This is a genomic window from Dyella sp. OK004 (assembly GCF_900114495.1).
GTDB lineage: Bacteria > Pseudomonadota > Gammaproteobacteria > Xanthomonadales > Rhodanobacteraceae > Dyella_D.
Genome location: NZ_FOZI01000003.1, coordinates 387,336 through 405,144, shown reverse-complemented (window position 1 = coordinate 405,144; position 17,809 = coordinate 387,336). Strand labels below are relative to the sequence as shown.

Annotated in this window: 13 protein-coding genes; all 13 read right to left on the bottom strand. The window is 65.4% G+C overall.

The genetic code is table 11. The annotated features are described in order from the left end of the window. Positions 1–19: 19 nt before the first annotated feature. The 13 genes from BM338_RS14425 to BM338_RS14365 are packed head-to-tail and all read right to left on the bottom strand — an operon-like array spanning position 20 to position 17,795. The gene (locus BM338_RS14425; RefSeq protein ID WP_090451828.1) at positions 20–4,030 is read right to left on the bottom strand and encodes a type VI secretion protein IcmF/TssM N-terminal domain-containing protein; all 4,011 of its coding nucleotides are present in this window, start codon (positions 4,028–4,030) and stop codon (positions 20–22) included. Continuing rightward, complete coding sequence (locus BM338_RS14420; protein ID WP_090451826.1) at positions 4,027–4,791, bottom strand: DotU family type IV/VI secretion system protein; 765 nt, start codon at positions 4,789–4,791, stop codon at positions 4,027–4,029. Before BM338_RS14420 ends, BM338_RS14425 begins: the two co-directional genes overlap by 4 nt. Beyond that, entirely contained in the window at positions 4,788–6,194 is a 1,407-nt protein-coding gene (gene tssK, locus BM338_RS14415) for a type VI secretion system baseplate subunit TssK (RefSeq protein WP_090451824.1), read from the bottom strand. Before tssK ends, BM338_RS14420 begins: the two co-directional genes overlap by 4 nt. Before the next feature lie 8 nt (positions 6,195–6,202). Further along, complete coding sequence (locus BM338_RS14410) at positions 6,203–6,676, bottom strand: hypothetical protein (protein ID WP_090451822.1); 474 nt, start codon at positions 6,674–6,676, stop codon at positions 6,203–6,205. After that, entirely contained in the window at positions 6,676–7,074 is a 399-nt protein-coding gene (locus BM338_RS14405) for a DUF4150 domain-containing protein (RefSeq protein ID WP_090451820.1), read from the bottom strand. The genes BM338_RS14410 and BM338_RS14405 overlap by 1 nt, the downstream gene beginning before the upstream one ends. Before the next feature lie 4 nt (positions 7,075–7,078). Beyond that, positions 7,079–7,645 carry a DUF3540 domain-containing protein gene (locus tag BM338_RS14400; protein WP_090451818.1) on the bottom strand — a complete coding sequence of 189 codons (567 nt, stop codon included), beginning with the start codon at positions 7,643–7,645 and terminating at the stop codon, positions 7,079–7,081. Further along, the gene (locus BM338_RS14395) at positions 7,642–8,721 is read right to left on the bottom strand and encodes a pentapeptide repeat-containing protein (protein WP_177229356.1); all 1,080 of its coding nucleotides are present in this window, start codon (positions 8,719–8,721) and stop codon (positions 7,642–7,644) included. The genes BM338_RS14400 and BM338_RS14395 overlap by 4 nt, the downstream gene beginning before the upstream one ends. Then, the gene (locus BM338_RS14390) at positions 8,718–11,300 is read right to left on the bottom strand and encodes a DUF2169 family type VI secretion system accessory protein (RefSeq protein WP_090451813.1); all 2,583 of its coding nucleotides are present in this window, start codon (positions 11,298–11,300) and stop codon (positions 8,718–8,720) included. Before BM338_RS14390 ends, BM338_RS14395 begins: the two co-directional genes overlap by 4 nt. A 7-nt stretch (positions 11,301–11,307) precedes the next feature. Continuing rightward, positions 11,308–13,890: a contractile injection system protein, VgrG/Pvc8 family gene (locus BM338_RS14385; protein ID WP_090451811.1), complete on the bottom strand. Its 2,583-nt coding sequence runs from the start codon at positions 13,888–13,890 to the stop codon at positions 11,308–11,310. Then, positions 13,887–15,011, bottom strand: a complete 1,125-nt coding sequence (tssG, locus tag BM338_RS14380) for a type VI secretion system baseplate subunit TssG (RefSeq protein ID WP_090451809.1) — start codon at positions 15,009–15,011, stop codon at positions 13,887–13,889. The genes BM338_RS14385 and tssG overlap by 4 nt, the downstream gene beginning before the upstream one ends. Beyond that, positions 14,975–16,798, bottom strand: coding sequence for a type VI secretion system baseplate subunit TssF (tssF, locus tag BM338_RS14375; RefSeq protein WP_090451807.1), 1,824 nt, complete (start codon positions 16,796–16,798; stop codon positions 14,975–14,977). Before tssF ends, tssG begins: the two co-directional genes overlap by 37 nt. Next, a complete protein-coding gene (locus tag BM338_RS14370) occupies positions 16,795–17,187 on the bottom strand; it encodes a GPW/gp25 family protein (RefSeq protein ID WP_090451805.1) in 393 nt (130 codons plus the stop codon). Before BM338_RS14370 ends, tssF begins: the two co-directional genes overlap by 4 nt. Before the next feature lie 41 nt (positions 17,188–17,228). Continuing rightward, positions 17,229–17,795 (bottom strand): Hcp family type VI secretion system effector, encoded by a 567-nt coding sequence (locus tag BM338_RS14365; protein WP_090451803.1) that lies wholly within the window; start codon positions 17,793–17,795, stop codon positions 17,229–17,231. Positions 17,796–17,809: the final 14 nt, after the last annotated feature.

Here is a 17,809-nt window from a genome sequence, read left to right as displayed (position 1 = left end):
CGCTCGACTCCAGACATCATCACCACAGCACGGGCGCTTCGCGCGGGAACGCGGGCGCCTCCAACGGCACCGGCGCCTTGGTGGCCGGGTCGGTGCCAGAAAGTTTCAAGGTCAAATACAGATCGGCCTGGTCGTTCGCCTTGCCGCCATCAGACGCCGCGTTGCCGTCCAGCACGGGTACCCGGAAGCGCAACAGCCGCTGCGCCGCGTCCAGCGCGCCGCTCTCGGCCGGCATTCCGCGAGCATCCAGCCAGCGCAGCAGAGCCCACGAACCGCCGGTCTCGAATATCGCGTGGTAGCCGCTGCTGCGCAGATCCGGCTGCGCAGGATCGGGAAGCGGCATGTAGCGCGAACGGTCGGCCCATTGCAGATCCAGCGACAGCGGCGCGCCCACGCTCCACGCAAAATTGTCGTTCACACCGGGCCAGGCCGCGCCTTGGGCGCCACCGGCGTGCAACGTCCAGCCGATCAATTGATTGCTGATCGGTGAGCGATCGGGCAAGGCGCGGAAACCCACCTTCACCTGGATCGGCAGGCTTTGCGGTTGTGCGGACAAGGTACCGGCGAAGAATGTTTCCACCGCGTCGAGCTGGTCGAGGAAGGCCTTCATCTTTGCCGCGCGCGCGCCGGTCGCGTGCTCAAGCCATGTCTTGAGCTCCGGCTTCTCCTTGGCGTAGTAGGCAAAAAACGCTTTGACCACCGCCGGCGATACCTCGCGTGAATCGGTCGGCCCAAACGGATAGCGCCCCGCCAGCTGGCTGTTGAACAGCATGCCGATGCGCGCGTAGTGCAGGTCCGAGCTCGACTGACCACGCCCCGAGCAGGCGGCCTTGGTGAGCTTCTCCATCTCCCCGCGCCGCGCGGAGAACAGATCGTTGCCCGGCGATGGCGACGCGTACGCGGCCAGCGTTGCCTCGCAATTGGCATAGGTGAGATTGGCCAACTGTTTGATGAAGAAATCATTGAGATGCGCGACCTGTCCCGCCGGATCGGCGAACTGCACCGCGCGGTTCAACTCGCTGATGGTGCCACCCCAGTAGGCATCGACTTGCGTGTTGATGCGCTGGCTGTTGTCGACGCCCTGGGTCTGCCTGAGCAGCGTCACGAACGGCGCGGCGTAGCGCGACAGCACTTGCACGCGCTGCAGCTGGCGGTCGAGGTAGCCCTGCAACACCGGCACCGTGCCAAGGTCGAACAGCGGCGTGTTGTCATCGCCGCCGCTGGGCAGCGGCGGATCATATAGATGGCTGGACGAGGCCAGCGACGATGCGTCCAGCAGCATGCTGGAGGCATAGTTCTGCGCACACTGCCCTATCTCGTTCGCAAGGCTGCCGAAGCCCAGTTGGCGCATGCGCTGCTGCGACTGCAGCAGCGGGTCGATCGCCGCAGACAGGCCGGAGCTCTCCTCGGACAGCTCGCGGTCCAACTGCGAGGAGGCATCCAGGCCAGTGTCGACGACCTGCACCTGTCCGCGTTGATTGCGCGCCAGGCTGTCCTGCAGCGCTAACTGCAGTTGGGTGCGCGCCAGACGTTCGTACAGCGGCTGATCGCTGGCGACACCCACCTGCCCCAATCGCTCGCGGCTGGCGAATTCCTGGTACTCGCGCAGCTGTGCCAACACGGCGTCGAAGGTGCTTGGCCGCCATCCGCCAGCGGCACCATTGCAGCTGTATGGCAACGGTGACTTGATCTGCATGAAAGCGGTAGCGGCGAGGTCATGCAGGCCGCCGACCTCGCGCCCCAGACCCGGGCTGATGCCCTCCAGCCGATGGGTGGAGGGATTGATCACAAACAGCGAGCCGTATGGCGCCAGGGTGGCGCTGCGCAGGCTGTCCACCGCCGGCTGATAGCAGCTCTCCTGGTCGAAATAGCTCAACGTATTGCGCAGGCTCGGGTCGTAACGATGCTGTTTGATCAGATCCTCGATGCCTGGCGCGATTTCGTCGCCCATGCGTGTGCAGGGGTTGTCCACCGGCGTGCTCAGCAGCCAACGGTTGTGTACCCAACCCAGCCAGCTGTTGAAGCTGCGCAAGTTATCCAGGAGCGGCGGCTTGCCCTCCTGCAGCGATGCCAACAGGGACACACCCTCCGCGGCGCGGCGCAGCAGATCGCTCTCGGCCTGGGCGGCCATGCGCTCGAATTGCTTGCCCAGGCGTTCGCGCATTTCGACCGAGATGGACGGCAGGTCCGCGTAGTGTGCCGCCACCAGCGCATCGCCCAGCGGGCTGTCGCGCTTCACGGTATCGGCCGGCAGCGGGCTGCCGTAGAGGTATTCGGCTAGCGCACCGAAATCCACCAGCACACCGCGCCGCGCGACCATGCCGGTCTGCGCGATGCGGGCGAAACGTTGCAGGTTGTCTTCCAGCGCAGACAGCTGGTTCAACTGCTGCTTGAGCTGCTTCTGGTAATCGGCATAGACAGCGTCCGGCGCCGTCGCGTTCTCCGACAACTTGAGAGTGGCTGCTGACAGGGCGTCGATCCGCTGCGTCAGCTTGCACGCCATCGCTGGCAGGATCACCTGCTGCAGCGCATTCTTCGATATCACGTCGGTGACGCCGCTCTGGATGCGGCGGTCCACCCACGACAGCGGGATGGCCGCGTAACGCGTGTTCTCGCTCAGCAGAGTGATCTGCGCTACCAATTTGTAGATGCGTTCCTGGTCCAGGCAACCGTGCTGGGCCAGCGTCTTACTGTTGAGCGAAATATTGATGAGCGTGTCACGCAGCTCCTGCGCGTGGCGATTCACCTGCGCCGCGCTCCATGGCAGCGCGATCGCGAGAGCCACCGCGATGCCGATCAGGCACAGCTGAAGGCGCCGGATCAGCCGGTTGCGTGCCAGCAATCCCTTCTGCGTGCGCTGCGCAAGCTGCTGCTCAGCTAGCGCCTTGTCACGGATGAACCCCTCGATAAAGGACACGTCCTTGCGCGGCCCGGCCACGTCCGGCTGCTCGTTCGCGCCCACCACACCGGCGAAATAAAGGCCGCGGCAGAACGAGCGCGTCTCGTACACATTGGTCTTGAACAGCGTGGCGAGGAAATCCAGCGCCGGCACCTGCAGGCTGCGCATGTGCTGCGGGAACAGGAAGAACCCGTCGACGTCGTCGATGTGGTCTTTGCTGGTGGCTGCCTCCAGCACCAGGCTGCGCAGGCCGTCGATCACTTTGTCGAAGGCCTTGGGTACCCAGTCGGCCGGCAGGCCGTTGTCGTCGAGCGTCGAACTCGACCAACCGACGATCTGGCCGCGCAGACGCGCATCCTGCGTACGCCAGAAACCGTCGAAGCCCGGAATGGTGTCGCAATGACTGAACACCACGTACACCGGCAGCGCGTAGGCGAAAGCCTCCTGCAATTCGTGGATGCGCGCGTAGGCATAACGCCCTAGCGCCGCGCGCTGTTCCGCCGTAGCGGTGCACAGCCGTTCGGCAGAGATCACCCAGACAATGCCGTCGAGCGCGCGATCCGGGCGCAGGCTGTCGATGTCGGCCAGCATCTCGCTCCAGCGCACGTCGGCCGGGTTGGCTCCGGCGGCGCCCGCATTCGCCTTGGGCGGCTCGCCCAGTACGCTGTCCGGATCGATCAGAATGCCTCTTTCCAGGAACAGCCACTGGCTGTTGGGCACGGCTTGGCTCAGATAGGTTTCCTGTTTGGTCTCGCGTTGACGTGCGGCACGCTGCAGCTCCTCGGGCACCGAAGCAGCGAAGCTGCTTTTGCCGTCGCCGGGAAAACCCATCAATAACAACCACGAGCTGCGATAGCGCCAGTCGCGGCGCGCCCACAGATAGCGCAGCGCGCGCTCGATCACTGCGTAACGTCGCCTCACTCCATCGCGCAAACGTACCCAGCGTCCCTGCCCTTCACGGTTCCCGCTCGGACGCGTGGCGATCGCTTTCGAACGCGCCCGCCACATCAGCCAGGCGATCAGCAGGAAGGCAAGCGCGGCCAGCACCGCCAACCACAGAAACAACGGATCGGTGCCGCCGCCGGCGACGCTTGCGGTGGATGCGGCAGCTGGCGCGGCAGTCGGATTCATACCGCTCCGTTGATCGCGTCGAGCAGCGACCAGGTCAGCAGCAGCCACACCAGCGACGACAGCACCACGTAGATGATCGCGCCGTAGGCCGCGGCGCGCAGCCAGGGCGCGAGCGCGATGCGCGTGTTGTCGCGGTCGGAGACCACGGTGTAGTCGTAGGCTTGCGGGAAGGCGTGCGCCTCCACGCTGCCCAGCTTGCGCCCGCTGGCCAGCGGATACAGGCGTGCGCGGTACTGGCGCAGTTTCTGCCGTCCCTCCGGGCCGCGATGCATGCCTTGGAAGCCCAACTGCAAGGCCAGCAGCAACACGGCGGCGAGGTCCGCGTCCAGCAAAGTGCGCTCACCCGCGCCCATCAAGTCCTCGATCAGGGTGAAGAATCGGCGTCCGGCCACGCGCGTTCGCTCGACAGCGTATTCGAGCAAGTGCTCGGGCCAGTGCTCGGCGCCTGGCCAGGAGAGTTCGAGGATAAAGATCTCGTCGGCCAGCGCCACCATCGCGTAACGCGTGTTCCGGTAGGCATCCAGTTCCGCGCTCGTTGCCGCCGCCTGCACATCGCGGGACTGCCGGTCCAGCACGGTCAGCAGCCGGTGCGCGATGCGCTCGGCCATCTGGTGCGGCTCCATCTCCGCGTGCGGGTTGTCTGGCTGCAACAGCCGGACCACCTCGCCCTTGAGGATGGCGAGCTTGATCCGTGCGACTTCCTCGTAAAACGCCGCGAAGCGCCCGAGCAAAAAGTTGGAGGCGGCGGCGTTCGCGCTCATGGACGCGGCGGGGCTCCCTCGCGCGGCAGGTACAAAGTGATTGCCGCTGGTACGCGTTCGTCCGGCTCACCGAGGATGACGAAAGTGTGGCCCTCGCTGATCAGCGGCCGCGAGCTACCGTCCTCACCCTCGATCGTGGCGTTGTCCACCTCGTAGACGAACGAGCCGGCGCGAAGGTTGAGCGCGGCTACCTGCGCTGGTGTCGCTTCTTTCACTGTCGCACCGGGGTAGCGTCGACGCACCAACAGGTAAATCAGCTCCTCGTTGGCCATGCGCGAACTGCCCAGCCACTGGGTGAGCGTGGCCGCGTTCTGTCCGGCGCGCGGGGCGAGTTCGATCAGCAGCCTGCCGGTGTCGATGCCGCGCGGCAATTGGATGCGGAAGCCCGAGGCACCGACGCGCTGGAACTCCAGCACGCGATAGTTGGCGTTGAGCCGGTTCAACTGATCGCGCACGTAAGCGATGGCCCGCGTGAAGCCCGGCAGGCAGTCGTCGTGGTCATAAGCCCCCAGCACCGGCGGTGGTGGCGCGCCCGGTGTAGCGGCAACGAAACCAACCAACTGCGACAGGCCCAGGTACAGGTCCGCCGGATGCGTATTGGCTGACTGCAGCATGACATCGAAGGCCGGCAAGGCCATCACCAGATGGCGTGCCGCCTGCACCTGCGCGCTGGTCTCGCTGTCCAGGCGCGGCTGGCCGCTGTCATCCAGGCGTACGCCAAGCAGCTCGCGGTATTTCTGCCACAACAGCTCCGACAGCGCGGCCAGCGAACGTTGCAGGCTGCCCTCGCCCTGAAAACCGGAGGCGCCAACGCACAGCATCGGCGGATGAAACGGGGCCAGGTGCACGCCGCGCGAATCGCCATACAACTCCAGCAAGGGTACCGAGCAATAACTCTTGGCTACGCTGTCGCCAGCCGCCAGGCTCAGCTTCGGCCGCATGCGGTCGACCGCGATTTCGTCCTTGCCGGTGTTTTCGTCCGCCTCCAGGTTGCCGTGCTCGATGGTGTAGCGCTGCATGTCGCCAATGTCGCTGGCGGCGCCCTTGCCACGCACCGGTACGCGCAAGTGCACCCGCACCTGCTTCTGCTGATTCCAATCGTTGCCGCTCAGATCCAGCGACAGCGCGGCCGGAGCGAAATGACCGGGATAGTCGATCACCAGTCCGTCGGTCATCACGCAGCGCAGGCGCTGGAATACCACCCGCCCCTTGGTCAGCTCGGTGGGATCCAGCGCCATGTCCAGCAGGCCCCAGGCATACGGCTGCAGCATGGTCAGGCGTCGGTGCAGCAGGTTGTTCCAGTAGATATCGTTCTGCTGGAAATGATGCGGCGACAACAGCATGCCCTCCGACCAGGAGACCGGTTCGGGCAAGGTATCGGGAGCGTCGTCGAGGGCATTCATGGCATGTCCTACGGTTGTTCGGTCACGGAAATCTGGGTGGCGACAAGCCACATCACGGCACGGCGGAACTTGGTGAGGTCGGCGCGCGCCTGCCCCTCTTTCGTCAGGTAGTCCGCATAGGCATAGACGCCTACCGCCTTGCCCGCGCGCTTGGGCAGCGGCACCGGGTCAACGACCTGCGCCGGCGGCACTTCCAGGTGCACCACATCGACGGCCTGGCCCATGCCGTTGAGCAGCGCGGTCTTCTGCCCGAACCATTCCGGGCTGGTCTGGGGCAGCATCGCGGCGCTGGCGGTGTCGTACAGAAATACGATGTCCAGCTGTACCGCCGAATTGAGATTGGCGCCCGGCGGCGCGGCCACGCGCACGCTCGACAAACTTGTGGTCGGTGTACGGCCAAGCAGCTTGTTCACCGTGCCACAGCCGGCCAGCCCGGCAAGCAGAAAGGCGAGTGCCACCGCATGGGCAAAGTAGCCGCGCATCAACTCATCACCATCACGGTGACCTGTGCCGGCGTCAGCGACACGCCCACCATGTTGGGCAGCAGGCCGTTCTGACCTACCAGGCCCAGCATGTGCGTGCACGGAATGCCGCCCATGAACACCTTGAAGCTGCCCAGCAGCGAGCGGAACGGCCCCATGAACAGGTGCGAGACCACCCCGCCTTCCGCGCCGGGCTGATCGCCGTTGCTGATAACACCCACGGTGACCAGGTTTTCCGCCAGCCCGCCGCCGACAATCACCTGGAATTGCGCGGGCACATCAGCGAACGACAGCGCGATATTGGGAAACGGCATAGGTGTGGGCACGCCAAGCACCGGCACGAAGCACACGTCCGGAAACGCCAGGTTGAGCACACCGAGATTAGTGTTGACGAACATGGACTCACCCCAGACTGATGCGCTCGGCGTCGATCTTCGCGTCCTGCCGCGCGGTGATCATGGCCTGCTCGCCGTGCAGCCTTAAGAACTGCCGCGCATCGAGCAGGAACTGTTCCACCTGGGTAACGTAGGTACACGCGGTGTGCACCAACGACTCGGCGGCACTGGCAAACAGTTGCCGTGCGTTGAGCGAGAGCACCCCCTGCACTGCCGTCACTTCCACGTTGCCCGCGGCGCGCAATGCGATGCTGCGCGTGGCGGCGATATCTACCTCCGCCTGCTGAATGGACACCGCGTCTGCACCCGGCACCGCCAGCGTGGCTCGTCCGCCATCAGCGCGCGCCAATACGTGCAGCACGAAGCATTCGCCGTCGGCCATGCCCACCAACAGCACGCGGTCGCCCGGCTGCGGCATGACCAGGCAGGACACCGCTTGCCTGGCCGAACGGCCGTCGTCGAGGCGCCAGTTGTCGCGGCCGGCGGCGGCGTGAATGGTTGCCTCGAACCAGGCGGGCGAGATCGGAACAACCGCAGGTGTAGCGGATTTTGCTTGGCGGGTGGCGAACATCATGGCGTCTCCAGGGCAAGGGCGCGGGCCTCGGCGACGAGGCGAGGCGACGAGGTGCCGCGCATGCGGCGGGTGTGCGCCGCACGCAGGTCGGCATCGACGAAACGGGTGTTGTGGAAGCTGGCGTGGTCCAACCGCGCATGGCAGAAGTTGATGCGCTCGCCGACGGCGTGGTCGAAGCGCGCGTAGGTCAGCACGGCCTGGTCGAAATCCACGTCGACCAGCCGAGCGTGGTCCCACACGCTGCCGGTGGCGTGCGCGCCGGTCAGCGAAACTCTTTGCAGATCGGCAGACTGGAACAGCGCGCCCTCGCAAGCGAGGCCCGCCGCGTCCACGTCGCTCCACTGCGATTCGAGCAGCAAGGCACGATCCAGCTTCGCTTCCCGCAGGCTCGTGCGCGCCAGCACCGCCTTGCGCAGGTTGGCCTCCCGCAGATCGGTGCCGTCCAGACGCGCATCGGTGAAATCCGCCCCATCCAGAAGGCAACGCTGCAACACAAGGCCGCGCAGGTCCATGCCGTCGAAACGGCTGCCCTGCAATACAGCCGCCTGTGCAACCAGTCCGCGCACGTCGATAGTGCGGAAGTCCGCCTGCGGAATGACCGCCTGCGCCAGCGTGGCGTGGACCAACCCCAAGCCAGTCAGCTCGCACTGCGTGGCCACCGTGCGATGAAGGATCGCGTGCGCGAAGACCGCGCCGCGCAAATCCACCTGAGTGAAAGCCGACAGGGCAATCTCGGCCTTCGTCCACACTGAGGCCGACAGATCGGCCAACGCGAACGCACACTGCTGCAAAGACGCGCCCTCCCAGCAAGAGCCAGACAGCTTGCAGCGTGTAAAGCTGCACCCTTCCAGCACCGCACCGCCGAAATCCGCCTCGCGCAAATCGCAGTCGACAAACGTCACGTGCTGCAGGCGGCTGCCGAGCAGACGCGCACCGCGCCACGTCACCTGGTTGAGAAGCAGCGTGTCGAGCATGCGTCCGCTGCCGTCGAGACCACCTAGATCCACGCCGTGGAGCGGACGCCCTAAGCGTTGCAGATGGGCGACGTCGTCCCAGCTGATCGTGTCGGCGCTCACGGCAGCCTCCGGCCCGGTTCCAGGCGCACGCCGTCCAGTCGCGCGTGGTCGAAGCGCGCCTCGGCGCATTCGGCCTGCACGAAGTTCGCCTCGCGCAGGTCGGCCTCGCGAAAGTCCGCACGGCGGCACATGGCCTGGTAGAAATCCGCCGCCTCCGCATGGCAACCGGTGAGTTCGCCGCCCATGAACAGCGAGCGGTAAAACAGGGTTCGCTCCAACACAGCATGGTGCAGGCGCGCACCGCTGAAATCGCATTCGCGGAACTGCCCTTCGGCTAGGTTCGCGTCGGCCAGGTTGGCGCCGCGCCAGCTGCTTTGGTCCGCGCGCACGCGCTGTAGGTCGGCGCGCGACCAGTCCGCGCCGCCACCGCCCTGCACGCGACTGAGATCCGCACCGGCCCAGTGGCTGTCGGTCAGACGACACTCCATCAAAACGCTGCGGGACAACGCAGCTTCGCGCCAGTCGCTACTGGCGAAGCTGGAACCCAGCGCCACCGTGCGCTGCCACGCGGTATGGGCCCAGCGGCTACCGTCGGCCTTGGCATGCAACAACACGCAATCGGCGAGCGTGGTGTGTTCGAGATTGGCGCCTTCCAGCACGATGTTCGGCGCGATCCAGCGCTCGAAGCGCGCACCGGCGAGATCGGCTCCGCGCCAATCGGCTTCGCCCGCCTGCGTGCCAGCGAAGCTGGCGGCGCGGAATACGGCGTTGCGTGCCCGGGTACGGGCAAGATTGGCGCCGTCGAAACAGGCGGCGGCGCAATTGGCCGCATCCATGGCGGCGCCGGTCAGCGCCACTTCGCTGAGGTCAGCGCCATCGAGCTGGGCGCCGCGCAAGTCGGAAGCCTCCAGCAGTGCACCGCGCAAATCCGCACCGGAGAGCATGGCACCACGCAAATCCGCACCGGCGAGGTCGCAGCCGTGCAGCGAGCCTCCTTCTCGCACACGCAACAGCAACCATTGCCCGATCGCCGTAGCCACTTCCGGTTGCAGCGGAAGGCCAGACACGCTGGGTTGCGGCGAGGCCAGTCGCCCCTTGCGCTGCAACTCCTGGATCTGTTCCACCGCCACCGGTGGCACCCCTGCCAGGGCACCGAACTCGCTCATTGCGCCCATCGCGCCGGCACGACCTGCCGCACGCGCGAGCGCTTCCTCAATAGTGGTGGCCGCGGCGGGCGGCAAATCGGGCAGCTGAGCGAGCTGCTCGGCGGCCTCGTCGCGTCGCGCCTGCGCCTGTTCGCGGGCCTCACGGCCCAGACGGTCGGCAGCGTCGAGCATGCCGCCGAGATCGAAATCGCCGCGGCGAATCGCGGCTTCACCGGGGCCGGGCAATTCCATCGCCATGGGTTGCGGCGCCGGCGCGGACATGCCCGTCGACGCCTCGAACTCGGCGGCCAGACCGGCTTCGCGCGCCTCGCGCGCGGCGATGCGGCGTTCTTGTTCTTCCTGCGCCTCGGCGTGCCGCGCAGCGCGTAAGACGGCGTCGGGCTCGGGGGTCAGTTGCGCTTCGTTGAAAACGTGGCGCGCGGCCGTGTCGCGATTGAGCCGCAGCGCGAGCACCTCGCCGTAATGCGATAGCGGTTGCGGCGTATCGGCGGCGTGCTCATAGGCCACCATCAGCGCTTCCACGTCCAGCGCTAGGCTATCTTCCACCTCAATCTCGCCGCGGTGGATCGTCACGCCCAGCTCCGCGTCGGGGAAGAACCACACCGTGTCGAATAACAATGCGATTTCTTCCGCCACATCCGCTGGCTGACCAGCGCGATGGGCGAAGGCGCGCGGCCGGAACTCCGGCAGGTGGCCCTCGATCACTGGCTGCCGCGGGTGCATGCCTTCCAGGCGGTAGGGCTCGCCACCCACGAAGAAGCCGTCGATGCGTTGGTCCGTCGGCGCGGCATTGAAGAACTCCGCGTGCGTGTCATCGGCCAGGCCTGGGTACGACTCGCTGCGCCAGCGTCGCCCGTAACTGCCGATCCATTGCCGCCGTGGCATCCAGCTCACGTCCAACTGGCCAAAACCCGCCGGCGCGTAACGACGATGCGGCGCGCGCACCGGCCGGCGTAGATCCTCGATATTGGGCATATCGCCGTGGTTGCGCCCGAACAACGCCGCCAGCGCGCTGCGCGCATAGCCACGCCCTTCGGGATTAGCCGGATGACCAGCGCCGCCGTAGGCGCGACTCCAGGTCAACGGCATCTGCGTGAACGGCAGCGGCTCGGTAACTTGCAGCCAAGGCAGCATGCCGTACATCCACTGGCGGTCGCCAACCACGCGCAGCCGCTTGTCTACGCTGCCTACTGCCAGGCGCACTGTCTGTTCGGTGACTGCCAGGCCGTGCGCCGCATAGGCGCTGCCGGCGAGCAATACTTCACCGCGTGCCTTGGGCATCAACTCGTCCAGTGGTCGCCCAGGCGGCAGCGCCGACATCACCTTGCGCCATTGCAGATTGTCGCGCAGCAAAGTCTCGGGCCGCCCACCCAGCGCAAAGAAACTCAGCGTCGCTACCAGCAGGCGATCCCTGCCCTGCCAGCGATACGGGCGGTGCATCAGGCCGAGAGTCATCGGTTTGACGATCTTCATGCGCGCCTCATACGTAGATGTAGACCACGGGGATCGATACGCTCAGGCCGACGATATCCAGCGAGATGCGTGCGGCGGCGAGCGTTATCGACGTGCCCACGCCGGTGATGTCCACCGAGGTGGACGACCCGTGCACGCCCACCCGCGTTTCGTCGCCCGTCACGCTGACCTCGGTGCTGTTGCCGGTGACCGATATGCCGGTACTGCTGCCGGTGACGTTGATGCGCGTGGTGCTGCCCACCACGCCGATGTCGGTACTGACGCCGGTGACGTTGATATTGGTGCTGATGCCGGTGACACCGGTCTGGCTGTTCATGCCAGTGACATTGATCTGGCTGCTCGTACCGGTGACCGAAGTTGTGTCGCTGCTGCCGGTCGCCGAAATCTGCTGTGCGATGCCGGTTACCGAGGTGCTATCACTCATGCCGGTCACCGAGGTTTCGGTGCGCGCGCCAGTGAGCGATAGCTGGTCGGCCAGGCCGGTGAGCGAGATGCCCGCGCTACGGCCGGTGGTGGACATCGAGGTGGTCATGCCCACCGTATCCACCGCGTTGTTCATGCCGGTCGTGCTCACGCTGCTCTGCTCTGCCGTGGTGGTCACGTTGTTCACCACGTTCTGTGTGGTGATGCGCGTGGACACGCCCATCACCTCGTCCTGCGCGAAGGTGTTGCCGGTGATCGTGCTGTAGCTGGTGGTGGTGCCGATCGTGCTCTTGCTCCACGTCTCGGCCGATTCCTGCGTGTTGTAGGTGCTGCCGTAGGACTCCGAGCGGCTGAGTAGGCCATCGGCGCCATTTTCGGAAGTGGAATAGTTGTAGCTGGCACCTTGCGAATAACTGGTATCGCGGTACTGCCCGCTTTCGTAGCTGCCGTTGACGATGCCCACCGCTCGGTCGAGGTTGTAGGCCGAGTGCAAGCCGAAGCGAATGCTCTGCCCGTCGCCGTAGCTGGTGGAGTAATTGCTGCCGACGTGGGTATTGGCGGTCCAGCCCGAAGGTGTCACCACCAGGCTGCCGTTGGGCGCGATGAGCTGCTGCACCTCCGGCAGCTCCGATTCGTCACTGGCGCGCGTCACCAGCACGGTGGAGCCGATCTCCGGTACGGAGTTCATGCTCGCCGACAGCTTCACCCATATCGGATCGGCGGGCGCGCCAGGACTGGAGAACTGCACGTACACACCTTTGGCCAACAGGTTAGGCGGCGCGGCCTGTGTGTCGCGCAGCCGGCTGGTGGCGGGATCGAAATTGGCCGGCTCGTAATAGCGCCAGTCGGTCGGTCCGCGTCCGGCCATATCCACCACCTTGGCCAGGATGCCGCCCTGCTGCGTGTCCTGCACCGAGAACGCGGTGAGCATCGCCGCCGCGTCGGTGGCTTCGAACTCGTTGGTATAGCCGCCGTCCGCGCTGGCCTTATGCGTGACCTTGCTGAGCACGAAAGCCTTGTTCTCCAGCGACGGACGCACCGGCGCGGGCGACACGCCCTCGGCCATGTCGCCGCGCAGGGTGAACTGGCAGCCCACATGAAACCCTGCGCAAGTACTGGCACCAGAAAGCTGTCGCGCTGAACCCGCCATGCTCGACGCGGTGGTGCGCACGTATTCGCGCACCGTGCCGCTGCTCATGCCGTACTGGTAGGTGCGGTATTGGTTGAACGGCAGTTCGCCCGGATCAGCCGGAGTGAATGCACCGAAGGTCTGGAAGGTCGGCACCGGGTCCTCGTCCGGCGCGTTTTCCTGATGCGCGAAGCGCCCGTTCACGCCGGTGCTGGTGAGCGACTGCTGGTAGCTGTACTGAAACACCACGTCGTCCTGCTGCATGCCCAGCTCGTCGATCGCGGTGTACGTGTAGCGCAGCGGACGCCCGAAGGCCTGCGGATAAGCCGGGCGATTGGCGAACACTACCGTGTGCCCGATGCCGGTGTGCTTGAAGTAGTAATAGATGTGCGCCTTGGACATCATGCGGCGCAGGAATTCGAAATCGCTCTCGCCGGCCTGCAGCCAGTCCTGCACGCGCGCCACCGCGATGTTGTCCTCGCCGGACACCGCGTCCAGCGAATAGTCGACGTAGTGCCTGCGCATCAGATCTGCGATCACGTCGCGCACGCTCATTTGCGCGTGCACTGCGTAGCGATTGGTGAGATTCAGCCGCCACAACGCGGGCTTCATGCCGACGCGATACACGCCCGGCTCGTCCATGGCGAACGAGCTGACGATGCCGTTGTATAGCGTCATCGACGGCGCCGAACCGGTGCGCAGCGCCTGCACGAAGCGCACGGCGGCGTCCGGCGACTCGCTCACCATCGGACGGCACAAGCCGACCGTGACTGGCCGTCCGACCAGCGCGTCGAAGTTCAGAGGCGGATTAAATGTCGGTGCGGTATTGCCACGTAGCTGCAGCTGGAAGTCGAACGGTTCGGACACCGATTCCTGCCCCTCGAAGGACAACAGCCGGAAAGTCTCATCGCCCAGCCAACGATTGCCCATCATCGAGATGCCGCAATGCAGGTAAAGCAGCGGCGAATCGGACTGGCCAGCGTGCCCGATCGGCTGGATCGCGGTGCGGCCGGCGGTGTCGGTGGGTAGCGCGCTCATGCGGCCTCCTGCACATCGTCGGCACGGATGGTGAAGCGCACCGTGCGCGGCCTGCCCACACTCCCATCCAGCCACCCGGTCTGGCCCAGCCGCAGACCGTGACCGCTGCCGAAGCCCGCCAGGCGGCGCGGCCTGCCCAGCCACGTCGGTGGAATATCCGTGTCGTCCACGTCGATCGACACCACTGCGTCGACATGTCGGTCGAACAGGTAATGCACCATCGCTACCAGCCCGCGGTAGCCGTCGCCGAAATGCGTGTCGTGCGCGCCATCCGGTTGATGCGCGCGATCGGACAGCAGCAGGCATAGGCACGCGTATGACACCGGACCGATGTGCAGGCCGACCGCGGCGTGATTCACCCAGACTCGGCGTCCCAGCGGCGCGCCGTCTCCAAGGGTGCGCCGGCCCAGCAGCGTGCGGTCGCCTGCCTCAATGTCGCGCCACGCGCCCACCAGCGCTTCCACTTTCACCGGCGTCTGCAGGTATACGCTCAACACAATCTGCGCCTGCGCGGCGCTCTTGCGGCCGTTCGCCATCAGGCCCGAGAGCGCCAGTAAGGCCCGTCGCGGCAATGGCACACGGCGCGCCAGGATGGCCGCACCGTCTCCTTCGAACGCCGACAACCCCATCAACGCACCGGCCGCGTCTGCCTGGCGCGTGTCTTCCGGCCGTACCGCGTCGAAGGCCGGCACGCTGGCTGCCTTCAGTTCGTAACGCAACGTGCTGAGCCGGTGATTGAAGATGTCCAGGAATTCCGCCATCGCCGGATCGCGTTCGGCCAGCCGCTGGCGCGTCCACTCGGCGAAGCTGTCCGGCAGCGGACCAAGTACACCCGACAACGCGAAGTTAGCGACGAACAGCTCCAGGCGCGGCTGTGCCGCCGCGCGGCGGTGTTCTGTGCGCAGACGTCCACGCGATATCTCGCTGCCCGGAAACACCGGCGACATCTCACCGCGGAAACGCAGGCGCGTCGACACCGCGCGCGCGCCATCGCGACGCACGGCCGCGTCCTGCCGCGGCCACGACTGCAAGCGGACCCACTGGAAGAAGTCGAAGCTGGCCGGCCGCCGCAGCAGCCGGTCAGCTAGAGACTCACCTGTGCGCCAGTCAGGGGTGGCCATGACTTGAGCTCTCCTCGGCGGTAGGAAGATTCGAGAATCAGTTCGATAACGGTGTTGACCTCCGCATAGAGCGCGAGGAAACGGTGCAGCACGCTGCCGAACAGCACCGCGCTACCGCCCTCGAAGTGGCCCTGGTCCACTTGCAGGCGCACTTGCAGACAATCGACGAAGCCGCGCCACGCCTCGCGGCGCGGCATGCGCTTCTGCACGCGGCGGGTAGACATCGCGCGCAGTCCATCGATTTGCCGATAGCCAGTAAGGCTGGCCGGCCCCACGTGCAGGCGAAGCATGTTCTTGAGTACCGGCGGCCCGCGCTGGCCATCGACCAGCGACAGATGGTTGAGGCACAGTTGCGACACCAGCGCCCACGGCCGCTCGCCGACCATCTGCGGCGGCTGGTTGGGCGTGGGTTTGCAAGCCACACGCAGCGAAGTCACAGGACCGGCGCCTTCCAGATACAACACGGTGCCCACCAGCAGCTGCGACGGCAGCCGGCGGTTGGTGCACAGCGCGGTGCCACCGATCATCTCTTCGGCTGGCAACATCGGATCGAACTCCGGATCCAGGAAGGACACGAAGGTTTCGGTACCGTGCACGGCGCCGGTCTGGTTGACCTCGCGGCGAGTGGCGTAGAAGTAGTCGATCTTATCCAGCCGCTGCATCTCGTCCAGCGCGAAGTACGGAGCGATCGTTCGCGGGCTGCGATCCGGGCGGATCGAGATCAGTTCCTCCAGACTATAGATCTCGCAGAAACGATGATTCTGCTCGTCGGCGACCAGACGGTATTCGTATTGGCGCTGGTCGAGCACGAACGGCTCGATGCGCTGCGGAAACAGGTTGATCAGCGGTAGGCAGTTGAGTCGCAGCAGATGGCGATCGTAGTAGTGATCCTTCGACGGCGGCACGTCGAGCAGGAACAGGAGATCGAACTCCTTGTCTACGCCAGACAGGTCCATGCCGACCACGTCGAAGAACAGGAATTTCTGCGGAAACGCGAAGTATTCCTGCAGCAGCCGGTAGCCTGGATGGGTCAGCGGATTGGCGCCCAGCACGGCCTCGTTGTCGTCGAAGCCGCGCCAGCGCAACTGCCCAGCGTCGAGGTAACGCAGCTCGCCGGTGGCACGGATGCGCACGGCCATCCGCACCAGGTGCATTGCCAGCTCGTCATACAGCGCATAGGCGTGTTTGTGGTCGACATGGATGCAGAAGCGCAGGAATGGCATCTTCATGGCATGCACGGGCTCCTTGCCCATGCAATGGATGGTGGCGCTGAGGATGGACGCGGTGCGGGTATCGGCCGGGTCCAGCGGATAAGCGTTTGCCGCCATCGCTTCCACGTGAGCGACCTTCAACGGCCATAGTGGTGTGTCGTAGCAAGTGCGGAAGCGGCAGCGCACTTGCTGGCCGAACTCGTTAGTGGCCAGCGCATAGACGTAGCGGCCGCGCTCCAGTGTCGCGCCATGCGCGAAGTTGGCGCCGTCCGGGCGCACGTCGATCTCTCCCACCACCATCGACGGCAGCGGCGCCTCCAGGTGCGGATACAAAAGACCAAGCAGCGCGTTGGGCAACACAGCCTGGTCGATTTCCAACTGATAGCGCAGTCGGGCCGCCATCCAGGCGAAGGACTGCACCAGCATTTCCACATGCGGATCGCTGCTGCGCCCGCCACTGAGTTCAAGCTCTTTGGCGATGGCCGGAAAAGACGCACCGAAGTCCGCTGCCTCATCGCGCAGCGAGGCTAGCTCCTGCTCGAACCACATCTTCAGGCGGGACGTGTCGGCATTCATGCCAGGTTATCCAGATAAGGCAACTCGAAACGGAACGCGCTGGGCTCGTCTTCAATCTGCACACTGCCGTGCACGACCAGCGCGTAAGGTCTCAGCGACTTGCCAGTCGCCAGCCATTCCAGCCGGGGCGCGCAAAGGCGCGGCTCGAAGCGAGTGATCGCGGCAAGGAGGCGCGCGCCATAACGCTCATGCTCGGTCAGGCCGATTCCGGTATCGACGATCGGCGGCATGCCGAAGTCGCACACGCGCGCAAGGCGTGCCGCCACGTAGGGCCGACATTCGACGATGCGCTGAATCTGCGCAGCCACCGCCGCGATAGGGTCGAACGCTGGGGCCTGCCCCATGTCCGGCTCGCTGCGGTTGATCAGCCGCTCCATCAGGAATTGCACGCCACCTTCTCCCCCGCGGCCACGTCCCGCTATCGACTGCTTCAGCTCGTGAACTGACCGATCGGACGATTGCGCGCGATAGACCAGCCGGATGCCAGGTTGCCCGAGGTGTTCAAGTCCGCCTCTTGCACTGTGTAGGTCCACAGCACTTCGGTGAAGTTGAGCTTGAATTGCTCGGTGGGCATGTCGTCCGGATTGGACTGGAACTGGATCTCGCTGATGATCGCGTCGCGCAGCTCGATGGTGAGGATGTTGGCGGTTTTCTCGCCGGAGTTGCGCGCGATATAGATCTTGGTCGGGTTCTTGTCGCCCTTGCCGAGCGGCATGGCGCGCAGACAGTACTCGTAGAATTTCACCGAGGTCTTGTCCACATACTTCACGCAAGTGAACTCGGTGATGATCGGGCGGCCCGAGGTACGCGCCGAATTACTCACATCGGTGGTGATCTGCTGCTTCATGCCTTGATGCACGGAGACCAGCTCCAGGCATTGCCCGAGCTTGAGCACCTCGTCGCGCCATTGGTCGTCGATCAGGCTGCCGCCGCCCTTCCAGCCGTTGGGGCCGCCGAATATCGATGAATCGCCGGGTTGCAAGAGAATGAGGTCCATGGTCGCTCCTGGTT